Below are 12,441 nucleotides of genomic sequence, written 5' to 3'. Positions count from 1 at the left end.
GGTTGGCCCTGGTTGAGGGCTTTTGGGGGTCCCCTCGCCCACCCCCACAGGGGGGGGGGGGGGGGGGGCCTTGGTCCCCCCCCCCCCCGCCACCCGCACCGGTGTGCTCAGACGCCCGCCGGGTCCTTCTCGCTCGCCTCGACCAGAGGCTTCGGCGCGACCGCCGGGGCCGGGCCGCCTTCGCTCAGGCCGAAGCGGTCGTGGAACCTGCGCAGCGGGCCGGGCGCGTACCAGGCCGCACGGCCAAGGAGCCGCATCGCGACGGGGACCAGCACGCCCCGCACGGCGATCGCGTCGATCAGGATCGCCAGCCCCGTACCCATGCCGAACATCTGCATGAAGCTGATCGCGGCCGTCCCGAAGGCGAAGAAGCTGACCGCGAGCAGCGCGGCCGCGGCGCTGACGATGCGTCCCGTGTGGCCGAGGCCGTTGACCACGGCGGACTCGGTGCCCTCGCCCTCGTCGTGCAATTCCTTGATCCGGCTGAGCACGAACACCTCGTAGTCCATCGACAGGCCGAAGGCGATGCAGAACATCAGCACGGTCATCGACGTGTCCATCGGCTGCGGGGTGAAGCCGAACAGGGAGGCGAGATGACCGTCCTGGAACATCCAGGTCATCACGCCCAGGGCCGCGCCCAGGCTGATCATGTTCAGGAGCAGTGCGCGCAGTGGCTGGACGACGCTGCCGGTGAACAGGAAGAGCAGGAGGAAGGTGGTGACGGCGACCAGGGCGATCGCGGCGGGGAGCCGGCCGCCGATCGAGTCCTTGGAGTCGACCAGCTCGGCGTCGGTGCCGCTGACCAGCGGGTGGGTCCCCGGGGGCGGCGTGACCGCCCGTACGTCGGCGACCAGGTCCTGGGCGGCGTCCGACTTGGGGGCCAGGGCGCTGACCACGTCGATGCGCTGGGCGTCCGGGCGGCCCATCGCCGGGTTGCCGGCGCCGGGCGCGGCGGGCCGGCCGCCGATGTACGTGCCGGTGGAGGTCGCGACGCGGACCACGTCCTTGTGCCGGGACAGTTCGCTCGCGTACGCCGCCAACGGGCCCTCGGTCACCGGACCGTTGATCACGATGTGCACGGCCGCGGCGTCGTTGCCGTCGAAGTTCGCCCGCAACGCGGTCGAGACCTCCCGGCTCTGCGCGTCCTCGGGCAGCACCCGTTCGTCGGCCGTGCCGAAGGTGATCCCGAGCAGCGGGCTCGCGGCAAGCAGCAGTACGCCGAGCACCGGAATCGCGGTGAGCGCGGGACGGCGCATGACGGTGCCGGCGATCCGTCCCCACAGGGGCGTGCGGGCGGAGGCGGGGCGGTCGAACTTCGCCCACGGCATGCGACCGCTGTTGACCCGGTGCCCCAGGAGGGCGAGCAGCGCGGGCATCACGAACAGGGTGGCGACCGCGGCGACGATGATCACGCCGACCCCGGCGTAGGCGAACGAGCGCAGGAAGAACTGCGGGAACACCAGGAGTGAGGCGAGCGCGGCGGCGACGGTGGCGGCGGAGAACGCGACCGTACGGCCCGCGGTGCGCACGGTGCGCCGGACGGCGTCGTCCACCTCCGCCCCGGCCGCGAGGTGTTCGCGGAATCGGCTGATCATCAACAGGGCGTAGTCGATGCCGAGGCCGAGCCCGAGGGCCGTGGTCAGGTTGATCGCGAAGACCGAGATGTCGGTGAGGCCGCCGAGGACGGCGAGTTCGGCGAACGTGCCGACGACCGCGACGGTACCGATGACCAGCGGCAGCAGCGCCGCGACCACGCTGCCGAAGACGACCAGGAGCAGGAGCAGGGTCAGCGGTACGGCGATCGCCTCGGCCAGGACGAGGTCCTTCACCACCTGCTCGGACAACTCGTCGCCCACGGCGGTGGCGCCGCCGGCCTGGACGGTGAGCCCGGGCCCGTACCGTCCGGTGTAGTGCTCCAGGATGCCCTTGACGTGCTCCGCGCGCTCGCTGTCGTCGCCCTTGACGTGGGCGAGCACCATGGCCTGTCGGCCGTTCTTGGAGCGCAGTTCCGGGGTGCCCGCGTCCCAGTAGGAGATCACGTTGTCGAGGTGTTTCTCCTTTTTGAGATCGGCGACCAGGTTCTGTCCGCCCTGCTTGGCCGCGGGGCCGTCGACGCCGCCGTCGGGGGCGCGGACCAGCAGGACCAGGTTGGTCTCCCCGCCGAACTTCTTGTCGATGACCTGTTTGGCGCGGGTGGACTCGGAGGTCGAGTCGTCGAACCCGCCACCGCTCAGCAGTTTGCCGAACGCGCCGGCGCCCAGGACGCCCATCAAAACCACGAGCAGACCCGCGACGACGAGTACCAATTTCGGCCGGCGAACCGTGAGTTCGGCTATGCGTTCAAACACGGGTTGTCTCCTTGAACTCTTGCCATAACAAAAGAAAAGACCTGGAATGCGCCGTTCGCGGCGCTCCCTGCCACGGTTGACGACCCTAGTGACGTACAAGAAACTTTGGCAGTGTTAGATTTTCTTCACAGGGTGCGCCGGGGTCGTGGCGCGCCGGAACCTTCGTCGTAAGGTCGTCGCATGTCTCCTGCCGAAGCCGGATCGACCGCGCCCACACCGCCCGCGTCGTCCGCGTCGTCCGTGGCGCCTGCGCCGCCGGCGCCTTCCGCGCCGCTCACGCTGCGTGAGCGGCGCCGGGCCGCCGCCGTGCAGGAGATCCTGAGCGCCGCCGAGGAACACATCGGCCGGGAGGGGCCACACTCGTTGTCGCTGCGTGCGGTCGCCCGCAGCCTGGGGATGACCGTGCAGGCGCTCTACCACTACTTCCCGAGCCGGGACGACCTCGTCACCGCGCTCATCACCAAGGCGTACGACGACCTGGCGGACGCCGTACAGGTCGCGGTCGACGCCGTCGCCGACCCGGGCCTGTCGCGCATGGTGGCCGCCGCCGAGGGTTACCGCCGGTGGGCCGTCGCCAACCCGGAACGGTTCCAGCTGATCTACGGGGCGCCGCTACGCCACTACGCGGCGCCCACCGACGGCCCGACCACCCAGGCCGTGCGCCGGATGAGCGCGATCTTCGAGCGCGAGCTGTTCGGCGGGTCGACCACGGAGCAGCTGGCCGCCGCGGACATCCCGCCGCTGTCGCCGGCGCTGCGCGAGGAGTTGGAGCGGCTGCCACCCGACGGGCTGGGCTCACTGCCGCCACCCGCCGTCGCCATCATCCTGAGCGCCTGGGGCCACATGCACGGCCTGGTCTCTCTGGAGGTGTTCGGCCACACCTCGTTCGTCGACACGCACCAGGCGGAGATCTTCCGCATCGCGATGTACACGATGCTCGCGGACATCCACCGCCGCATCCCGCCGGCGGATCGGGCCGCCAAGGCGCGACGGCCCCGTCCGTAGGCGGTCCGCGGAGGGACCGGGTTCGGTCGCCTGCGGCGCGGTCAGGGGATGACCGGGACGCCCGGGTTGACCAGGCCGTTGCCGCCGACGACGGTGTTGTCGGCGGTGACCGTGGTGGGGCAGGCGGCGGTGTACGAAAAGGCGTGGATGGCGAGGCGGTCCGGGCCCGTCGCGCCGGTCAGGTCGGCGCGGTTGGCGTGAAAGACGGTGCCGCAGCCCCAACCCGGGAACTGCGCGTGCACCTGGAAGCCGTCGTTCGTGGAGTCGCGGCCCGTGTTGTCCTCGATCAGGTAGCCGTTCCCCTTCACGTCGACCCACGAGTCGTCGTAGTTGTTCCCGGTCAGGCCCGTGCCGTCGAAGGTGTTGCCCGCGACCCGGCCGCCGGTGGTGCCCTCCTTCAGGTCCACCGCCTCGCCGCCCACGTCGGGGCCGATCACGTTGCGCAGGATCTGCACCCGATCGCTGCGGTCGGCAAGCGTGTTGGCGGTACCGACGTACACGCCTTCGCCCATGCCGCGGTTGTCCCGGCCGGTGTCGTAGATCCGGGAGTCGACGATCGCGCCGTCGCTGCTGGAATTACGGAAGTGCACGCCCTCCATGGTGAGTTCGTGCACGGTGACGGAGTCCACCAGCACGCCCGGGGCGGCATCGATCATGATGCCCTTCTGGGCGTGGGTGAGGGTGATGCCGCGTACGGTCCAGTAGGCGGCGCCGTCGAGGTGCAGGGCGTAGCCGCCGCCGGTGCCGGTGCGCAGTACGGCGTTGGTGGAGCCGACGAGGGTGATCCGGGCGTCGGCGCGACCGGCCCTGGTGGTACGGAAGTTACCGGTGTACGTGCCGTCGGCGAGGCGGATGGTGGCGCCCGGGGCGGCCGCGGCCAACGCCGACTTGAGCTGCGCCGACGTCGACACGAGCACGACCGGGTCGGTCGCGGAAGTGGACGCGGCGGCGTGGCCGGGCGGTGCGGCGGCGAGCATGGTGGCGAGGGTGCTCACCAGGGCGAGCGACAGGGTACGGATGCGCATCGGGCAACCTTCCGTCGAGACGGTGACGGGACGCGTGCGGGCGAGTCGGGCCGGTGCATCCACCAGCGTGCGGCATCGGCGCCTAGAGGTCTAGACCAGCACGGTGCCCATGTGTGCCCGGAGTGCGGTTGCGACCCGAATGGGTTGATTTCGGGGACATCGGGTGATCCGGAGGCCGTCGGCGGGGAGGATGGGCGAGGCTGACGAGAGGGAGGCTGCGGTGGCGATGCGGACGGTACGAAGGGCCCTGGTCGCCGCGCTCGCGGCCGTCGCGATGACCGCCGTCGGGGCCGGCGTGCCCTCGACGGCGAGCGATACGGCCGCCGCTACGGGCGGGTCCGCCGCGTCGGGGGCCGGCCACGAACAGACCCGGGCCGCCATGGACTTCGCGATCCGCTCGGGCGTGCCGGGCGTCATCGTCCGAGCCCGGGACGCGCATGGCGCCTGGCGTGCCACGGCCGGGGTCGCCGACTTGCGTACGGGCCGCCCGCCCCGCCCGGTCGACCGATTCCGGGTGGGCAGCATCTCCAAGCCGTTCATCGCCACGGTCCTGCTGCAACTGGAGGCCGAGGGCCGGCTGAGCCTCGCGGACAGCGTGGAGAAATGGCTGCCGGGCCTGGTCCGCGGAAACGGTAACGACGGCCGCGCCATCACCCTGCGGCAACTCCTCAACCACACCGGCGGCATTGCCGACTACACGGACGACCCCGACCTGCACCTCCTGGGCAAGACCTTCCTGGACCACCGCTACGACACCTGGACACCGGAACGACTGGTCGCGATCGGCCTGAAGCACGCCCCGACGTTCCCGCCCGGCGCCGGCTGGAACTACACCACCACCGCGTACGTGCTCGCCGCGATGGTCGTCGAACGGGTCACCGGCCACACCTATGCGGCCGAGGCCGACCGGCGCATCTTCGTCCCGCTCGGGCTGCGCTCCACGCTCCTGCCCGGCACGTACCCCCGCATCCCGGCGCCGAGCGGGCGGATGTACACGAAGTTCCCGGACGACCCGGACCAAAGGGTGTACGACATCACCGAGTTCGACCCGTCCTGGGGATGGGCGGCCGGCGAACTGGTGTCCGACGCCACCGACCTGGACCGTTTCCTCGCCGCCCTGATGCGCGGTCGCCTGCTGCCCGAGGCGCAGATGGCCGAGCTGACCACCACCGTGCCCTCACCCGACTTCGGCGACGGCCAGGACGACGGCCTGGGCGTCTTCCGCGCCACACTGCCGTGCGGCACACAGGTGTGGGGACACACCGGCTTCCTGCCGGGTTCGCAGAGCATGGCGTACACCACCCGGGACGGCGGACACACCCTGGTGGTCAACTTCGACACCGACTGGGCAGGCAACACCGACGCCGCCGGCTACCTACTCCTCGCCGAATTCTGCGGCACGGCCCCGCCGTCGGCACTCACAAGCCCGCCACCCAAGCCCCAAGGGCCGCGTAATCGGCCGCGGTGAGCCCATGCACGGCATCCACGCAGTGCAGCAGCGCCGACGCAGGATGGTGAGCGGCCACCCAGGCCCGATCACCCTCACCGATCTCGTCGTCGACCCACACGAACGCCCGCCCCGCCGCCGCCCGGCTCCGCCGAGTGCTCGTGCCGGTGCTCCGTGCGGGCTGGGCCGGAATCGTCGGGTGGTCCCGAAAAGGGATTCGTGGAGGGGACTTGACCTCAAGTGGAGTTGAACTTCTAGCGTCGTCGGAAACGAAAGGGGTTCGGCTGTGACGACGCTTGTTACGGGTGCCACCGGGAACACCGGTCGGCATGTGGTGGCGGAGTTGGTTCGGCGCGGGGAGAAGGTTCGGGCGTTGACGCGTGATCCGGTCGCGGCCGCGGGGAGGCTGCCGGCGGGGGTCGAGACGGTGGTCGGGACGCATACGTCGCCGGAGGGATTGGGTGCCGCCCTCGACGGTGTGGATCGGCTGCACATCACTGTGACGGCGGGAGCGGCCGAGGCCGGGCCGGAGTTGGTGCGGCGAGCGGTCGAGGCGGGCGTACGGCGCATCACGGTGGTGTGGGGCGGTTGGGTCGGTCCGGTCGAGCAGGCCGTGGCGGACTCGGGGGTGGAGTGGACGCGCCTGGAGCCGCAGGAGTTCATGTCCAACACGTTGACCTGGATCGACTCGATCCGGGCCGAGGCAGTGGTGCGCGAGCCGTACGACTTCCCCAGCGCGCTCGTGCACGAGGCCGACATCGGCGCGGTGGCCGCGACCGCCCTGCTCGACGACGGCCACGCGGGTCGCGTGTACAACCTCACCGGGCCCGAAGCGCTGACCACACGCGAGCGGATCGCGATCCTGGCGCGGGCAATCCACCGCGACATCGACTTCGTCGCGATCACGCACGAACAGGCCGTGGCCAGACTGATGGCCGGTGGTGTGTCCCGGGAGGACGCCGACTATGTGATCGGCTGGTACGCCGACCCGCCCGCCGATGCCACCACGGTGGTGGACACCGTCGAACGGGTCACCGGTCGGCCCGCCCGTACGTTCGGTCGGTGGACGTCCGATCACGCGGGTCGGTTCCGGTGAGGGTGACGCTGTCGGCGAAGGCGCGGGCCAGGGGGGTCAGGTCGTCCCAGCGGCGTACGGCCCAGCCGACCGGCAGGCGGGGCAGGGCCGGGATGGGCAGGAAGCGTACGGGATCGGTGTCGGCGGGAGCCCGCCGGTCGGGCAGGGCGGGCACGATGGCGTGTCCCAGGCCCAGTTCGACCAGCAGGATGGCGGTGTCCCAGTCGGCGACGCCCGATTCGGGCGGGATGCGGATGTCCAGTTTCGTGAAGGCCGCGTCGAGGTGGGCCCGCGAGGAGGAGTCCTCCGGAGGCCGGATGTAGCGGATACCGGCCAGGTCGGCCCCGTCGACGCGGGTGCGTTCGGCCAGCGGGTCGTCCGCCCGGACCGCCAATACCCAGGGCAGTTCGGCCACGCAGCGCTGTTGGATGCCGGAAATCGGGCCGCCGACGGTGATCCAGGCGAGGTCGAGGGTGTTGGAGGCGAGCGCGTCGAAGCAGCTTCGACTGGAGGTCTCGGTGCGAAACTCCAGACTGGCCCCGGGGTATCGGCTGCGGAAGGCGACGACTGCCGCCGACATGAAGTGCCGCACGGTCGTCGCGCCCGTGGTGACCCGGACCGATCCCGTTTCGCCGCAGGCCAGTTCGTCGAGCCGGCGAAGGGCCACATCCAGTCCGGCGATGCCGTCGGCCGCCGCCGCGTGCAGCAGTCGACCCGCCGCCGTGGGGGCCACGCCGCGCGGGTGCCGCTCCAGGAGTTGCACCTTCGTCTCGCGTTCCAACCGCTTCACGTGCTGGCTCACCGCCGACTGGGTGCACGAGAGGTCCCGGGCGACGGCGCTCAGGCTCCCGGCCCGGCACACCGCAACGAAGATACGGAGGTCATCGAGGGTCATGACCCCAAGGTAAGGCTTGGGAAGTTGGCAGCAAACCCGAGGATTGACTTGGATTGCCGCCCGGTTCGATCATCGGAACCGGGCGGCAACCCGACCCGACCACACGTCCCCGTCCGGACGGGAGACAGCTCGGCGGGACGGGTGCCGACCCTCGTCGCCATCGAAAGGAACCGTCCGTGCCCGCTTCGACGTCGTCCCACGAGCCCGCCGCCGTGCCTCCCAAAGCCGTGGCGGTCCTCGGGCCGGGAGGGGTGGGCGGGCTGCTCGCCGCCCTGCTGTCCCGCGCCGGCCACCGCGTGACCTGCGTCGCGGGCGAGGAAACCGCAAAAGCCCTGCGCCGGGACGGAATTCGGGTACGCAGCGGGCAGTACGGCGAGTTCACCGCCCGCGTCGAGGCGGACACGCGCCTGCGCGAACCCGTCGATCTGTGCCTGATCACGGTCAAGCACACGGGACTACACGACGCGCTGGAGCGGATCCCGGCGGAAACGATCGGGGACGGGGTGATCCTGCCGCTGCTCAACGGCGTCGAACACCCGGCCCTGTTGCGCGAATACTACGGCGAACAGGCCGTCGTCCCGGGCGTGATCCGCGTCGAGTCCACCCGTCTCGCGCCGGGCGTCATCGAACACGGCAGCCCGTTCACGGAGATCGACCTGGCCGGCCCGCGAGAGCGCGTCGAGCCGCCCACGGCGATGTTCACCGACGCCGGTGTGCACACCCGGGCGGTGGGCGGCGAGGCAGCCGCGTTGTGGGCGAAGCTGGCCTTCCTCGCGCCCTTCGCGCTGCTCACCAGCCGCTACGGGCTCACCATCGGCGAGGTGCGGACCGGGCGGCGCGCGGAACTGCTCGCGCTCGTCGAGGAGGCCGCTGCGGTGAGCCGGGCCTGTGGCGTCCCCGTCGATCCGGCGCACTCCCTGGCGCTCTACGACGCGTTCCCGGAACAGACCAAGTCGTCCATGCAGCGCGACGTCGAGGCCGGTCGACCCACCGAACTCGACGCGATCGGCGGCGCGTTGCTGCGCGCGGGCGCGCGACACGGCGTCTCTGTACCCGTCGCGACCCGGCTGGTGGCCGAACTGACCCCGCGGTGAGGTCGCTTCGGCCCGCGGGTGTGACACGGACCGGGCCGGCGCGCGTCAGTGGAACACCGTCCACTCCACGTCGATCCGACGTATGCCCGCCGCGTCGGTGACGGCGAGGGACGGCGAGGGCGGAGGCGACGCGATCGTCGATCACCAGCTCCTCGCCGGGGTCGCTGCATACCACCCCCGACGCGCGGCGGCCCGGGCGGTGCGGTCCCGGACCGGGCCGCCCGGGCGGAGGGGTGGGGTCGTCAGGGGGTGACCACGGTGTGGGCCTGGTAGATCCTGGGCTTCGGGTTCGGCACGCCCAGTTCCTCGAGGATGGGGATGATGGTCTTGCCGAACTCCCGGAAGGCCTCCTCCGATTCCCAGACGTCGACGACGAGCCAGCCGTCCTGGGTGGCGGCGGAGGTGTGCGAGATGAGGCCGGACACGGGCCAGTCCGAGGGGTTCTTCACCGGGCCGGCGCGGCCGGAGACCTTCTCCGCGCTCTGCTCGTACTGGCTGCGGGTCATCCCCGGGACGTCGAAGACGGCGACGATCGGCATGCTGGGCTCCTGTTCGGGAGGTGGACGTGGTCGTGGACGTGGAAGAGTCCGACCAGCCGAGTGCACCATCAGCCCCGGCCTGCCGCATGCCGACTGACCCGAACGGGCGTGCCGCAACCGGACCGCGGCGACACGCCGAAGTGGGCGGAAACCCGTGCCGCGGGGCCGGGTGGGCATAGCGTGGCCCCGCCGTGAGCTTCGTGTGACGGCCGTGTCACCCGGCGCGAGATCGCGTGGGCCGCGTGTTCGCGTCTCCGCGTGTTCGGGTGCTCGTCGGCGGCACATGTGGCGCCCGTTCCTCGCACCCCATGGGGGTCGCCATGCCCATGCTGTTGATTCAGGGCTCGTTCCACATCATCGGAGCCCAACCGGACGGGGACTCCCTCCACTTCACCCCCGACGACCCCACCGAGTGGGACCTCGTCCAGGGCAGACATCGGGTCCGACACAACAGCGCCGGCACCAACCAGCTGCGGCTGGACGCGATCGACGCCCTGGAGACCCACTACGGCCCGCAACGCGACCACCAGCCCCTGGAGTTCGCGCACGCCGCCGCCGCCGAGCTGCTCGCCTGGCTCGGCTTCACCGATGTCCGACGCGAACCCGACGAGACGGTCAGTGGGGCCGTCCCGGAGCGGGTGCCCGGGTACATCCTCACCCGCGATGCCGACCTGCACGGCCGATGCATCGCCCTGGTCGGCAAGGGAACCCCGCCGGGCGCGAGCGGTACCAACGTCATGGTGGACGTTCCGCTGCTGCGGACCACCGTCAACCACCACCTGCTCGCGACCGGCCTGGTCTACCCGACGTACTACCGCAACCTGTTTCCGGACCTGCGCGGCGAGTTCACCGCCGCGACGCTCCGGGCGAGGGCCGCCGGCAGTGGGCTCTGGCCCCGGGACGCGACCACCTCCGGTGCCGAGATCACCGGCATCCCCTCGATCACCGACGATGTCGTGATCCTCCCGAAGCTGTTCCGCAGACTCGACGACTACCTGCGTCTCGGCGACCCGTCCCTGGAGGGCTTCCCCGCGTTCCTGGCCCAGCACCCGGACCGGTACTTCATCCTGTCGACGGGCCACTCCACCACCGGCCTGGACTTCGTCGTCGAGGTCACGGACGCACAATACGTCCGCATGACCCACCCACCCGAGGACCTCGTCTTCGACGAAGGATGACGCTCCGCCGGCCCTCGGGTTGACCTTGACACGGTGACAACGTTTTGACTTGTGGCCGAGGAGGTGGTCGCGATGGCCATGGCGAAACAGGGCGCGGGCACGATGCGAGGTCTGCGGGGACTGGCGGACGGCGATCCGTCGGTCCGGGTGCGGGTGGCGCTGGCGGCCGGCACGAACCCGGACCCGGGATTCGTCCGCACGCTCGTGGAGCGGTGCGGGATCGACCCCGACTTCCAGGTGCGCGAGACGTTGACGTGGGCGCTCACCCGCCACCCGGCGTCGCTGACGGTCCCGCTGCTGGTCGAGGAGCTGCGTTCGGAGCGTACGCGGGCACGTAGCCAGGCGTTGCACACGCTGTCCAAGATCGGGGATCGGCGGGCGTGGCCGGCGATCACACCGGCGCTGCTGTCGGACGCCGACGACGAGGTCGCGCGCAGCGCCTGGCGGGCCGCGGTGGCACTGGTGCCCGAGGAGGCCCGGCACGAGCTGGCCGTAGTGTTGGCGACGCAGCTCGGGCGCGGCGAACGCGAGACGCGGCTGAGCCTCAGCCGGGCGCTGATCGCGCTCGGGGAGGCGATGTTGCCGACACTCGGCGCCGCGACGACGGACCTCGACCCCCGCGTGCGAGCGCACGCGATCGCGACGGAGCGGTTGTGGCGCGATCCCGATGCCGGATTCGAGTTCGCGATCGAGGAGGCGAAGCGTGTCGCGGCCCTCGACGGGGCCGGTGCGGAAGGGCGGTAGGCAGTGTTGATCGGTGACGTCGCGCGACGGTCCGGGGTCAGCGCCCGCATGCTCAGGCATTACGAATCACTCGGACTGGTGCGGCCGACGGGTCGCACCGGTTCGGGCTATCGGGAGTATTCCGGCGAGGACATCCGGCGGATCTTCCACATCGAGAGCCTGCGGTCGTTGGGACTGTCGCTGCGCGACGTCGGGCGGGCGCTCGACGATCCCGCCTTCGCGCCCGCCGAGCTGGTCGACGACCTCATCGAGCGCACGCGCGAGCGCATCGCCGCCGAGACCCGATTGTTGACGCGACTGCGGCGGATCGGCGCCGCCGAACCGGCCGGCTGGGAGGACGTGCTCCAGATCGTCGCGCTGCTACAGGCGTTGGGATCGCAGAGCGCGGGCGCGCGGCAGCGGGCGGCGCTGTCCGCGATCGACGAGGGGCCCGTGCCGGTGGAAGCGCTGGTCGAGGCCGTGCTGGGCGAGTCGGACCCGAATGTGGCCGGCGCCCTGCGCTGGGCCCTGGCGCAGGCGGGCGAGGACGCGCCGGCACTGCTGGCGGCGGGGCTCGACACGCCGGAGGCGGAGGTACGGGAGCGTGCCGTCCGCTCCATCGCCGAGATCGCGAACGCCGAGGCGACCGCGCTGCTCCGGGACGCGCTCACCCACTGCGACGAGGTGGTCCGCGAGCAGGCGGCGTTGGCGCTGGGCGCACGCGGCGTGGCGGACGCGGTTCCGACGCTCCTGGACATGATCGTGGCGGGGCGGAACGACGCCGACGCGGCCGACGCGCTGAGCGTGCCGGCCGGCGACCCGGCGGTGGCGGAGCGTATCGCCGGCGGCCTGGTCGACCGCCTCGCGCATGCCGCGGCGGGGTCGTCGGCGCGTCGCCGGTTGACCCAGGCCCTGGCGGACATTCCGGGGAGCACGTCGTCACGGGCGCTGGCGAAGCTGTCCCGGGACGCGGACCGCGTCGTTGCGTCGACCGCGACGTACATCCTCGAGCTGCGCCGTGCGCGATAGCGGCGGATGTGGCGTGCATCGGCGAAGTCTGTTGCCGTGCTCCCTTTTTCGTGGGGGCGGCCGGGCATCTCGCCGACCTATGA

At 71.4% G+C, this 12,441-nt stretch carries 11 protein-coding genes; 7 read left to right on the top strand and 4 right to left on the bottom strand.

The genetic code is table 11. The features are described from left to right. Nucleotides 1-107: 107 nt before the first annotated feature. Entirely contained in the window at nucleotides 108-2,348 is a 2,241-nt protein-coding gene (locus tag ACFXKZ_RS38310) for an MMPL family transporter (protein ID WP_380007837.1), read from the bottom strand. 180 nt (nucleotides 2,349-2,528) lie between these two features. On the opposite strand from ACFXKZ_RS38310, the gene ACFXKZ_RS38305 reads away from it, so the two are divergent. Next, complete coding sequence (locus tag ACFXKZ_RS38305; protein WP_380007834.1) at nucleotides 2,529-3,353, top strand: TetR/AcrR family transcriptional regulator; 825 nt, start codon at nucleotides 2,529-2,531, stop codon at nucleotides 3,351-3,353. A gap of 41 nt (nucleotides 3,354-3,394) precedes the next feature. Here the strand turns inward: ACFXKZ_RS38305 and ACFXKZ_RS38300 are convergent, their stop codons facing one another. Continuing rightward, the gene (locus ACFXKZ_RS38300) at nucleotides 3,395-4,378 is read right to left on the bottom strand and encodes a sheath polysaccharide-degrading enzyme (RefSeq protein ID WP_380007831.1); all 984 of its coding nucleotides are present in this window, start codon (nucleotides 4,376-4,378) and stop codon (nucleotides 3,395-3,397) included. 226 nt (nucleotides 4,379-4,604) lie between these two features. On the opposite strand from ACFXKZ_RS38300, the gene ACFXKZ_RS38295 reads away from it, so the two are divergent. Together ACFXKZ_RS38295 and ACFXKZ_RS38290 are read left to right on the top strand one after the other, a co-directional pair. Beyond that, nucleotides 4,605-5,846: a serine hydrolase domain-containing protein gene (locus ACFXKZ_RS38295; protein ID WP_380008066.1), complete on the top strand. Its 1,242-nt coding sequence runs from the start codon at nucleotides 4,605-4,607 to the stop codon at nucleotides 5,844-5,846. 265 nt (nucleotides 5,847-6,111) lie between these two features. Continuing rightward, nucleotides 6,112-6,921 (top strand): NmrA family NAD(P)-binding protein, encoded by an 810-nt coding sequence (locus tag ACFXKZ_RS38290; protein WP_380007829.1) that lies wholly within the window; start codon nucleotides 6,112-6,114, stop codon nucleotides 6,919-6,921. Here the strand turns inward: ACFXKZ_RS38290 and ACFXKZ_RS38285 are convergent. Continuing rightward, entirely contained in the window at nucleotides 6,857-7,795 is a 939-nt protein-coding gene (locus ACFXKZ_RS38285; RefSeq protein ID WP_380007826.1) for a LysR family transcriptional regulator, read from the bottom strand. The genes ACFXKZ_RS38290 and ACFXKZ_RS38285 overlap by 65 nt on opposite strands. Nucleotides 7,796-7,971: 176 nt before the next feature. On the opposite strand from ACFXKZ_RS38285, the gene ACFXKZ_RS38280 reads away from it, so the two are divergent. Continuing rightward, on the top strand, nucleotides 7,972-8,889 hold the full coding sequence (locus ACFXKZ_RS38280; RefSeq protein WP_380007823.1) for a ketopantoate reductase family protein: 918 nt from the start codon (nucleotides 7,972-7,974) through the stop codon (nucleotides 8,887-8,889). 242 nt (nucleotides 8,890-9,131) lie between these two features. On the opposite strand, the gene ACFXKZ_RS38275 is transcribed toward ACFXKZ_RS38280, so the two are convergent. Next, nucleotides 9,132-9,428 carry a hypothetical protein gene (locus tag ACFXKZ_RS38275; protein WP_380007820.1) on the bottom strand — a complete coding sequence of 99 codons (297 nt, stop codon included), beginning with the start codon at nucleotides 9,426-9,428 and terminating at the stop codon, nucleotides 9,132-9,134. A gap of 320 nt (nucleotides 9,429-9,748) precedes the next feature. Between ACFXKZ_RS38275 and ACFXKZ_RS38270 the strand changes: the two genes are divergently transcribed. The 3 genes from ACFXKZ_RS38270 (at nucleotide 9,749) to ACFXKZ_RS38260 (ending at nucleotide 12,358) form a co-directional block, all read left to right on the top strand. Further along, on the top strand, nucleotides 9,749-10,606 hold the full coding sequence (locus ACFXKZ_RS38270; protein WP_380007817.1) for a nuclease: 858 nt from the start codon (nucleotides 9,749-9,751) through the stop codon (nucleotides 10,604-10,606). Nucleotides 10,607-10,678: 72 nt separating this feature from the next. Then, on the top strand, nucleotides 10,679-11,350 hold the full coding sequence (locus tag ACFXKZ_RS38265; RefSeq protein WP_380007814.1) for a HEAT repeat domain-containing protein: 672 nt from the start codon (nucleotides 10,679-10,681) through the stop codon (nucleotides 11,348-11,350). Nucleotides 11,351-11,353: 3 nt separating this feature from the next. Beyond that, complete coding sequence (locus tag ACFXKZ_RS38260; protein WP_380007811.1) at nucleotides 11,354-12,358, top strand: MerR family transcriptional regulator; 1,005 nt, start codon at nucleotides 11,354-11,356, stop codon at nucleotides 12,356-12,358. Nucleotides 12,359-12,441 lie beyond the last annotated feature (83 nt).

The sequence above is a fragment of the Embleya sp. NPDC059237 genome (assembly GCF_042754105.1).
Taxonomy (GTDB): Bacteria; Actinomycetota; Actinomycetes; order Streptomycetales; family Streptomycetaceae; genus Embleya.
The sequence above is the reverse complement of the archived record's forward strand: the minus strand, read 5'-3'. Positions and strand labels throughout refer to the sequence as shown.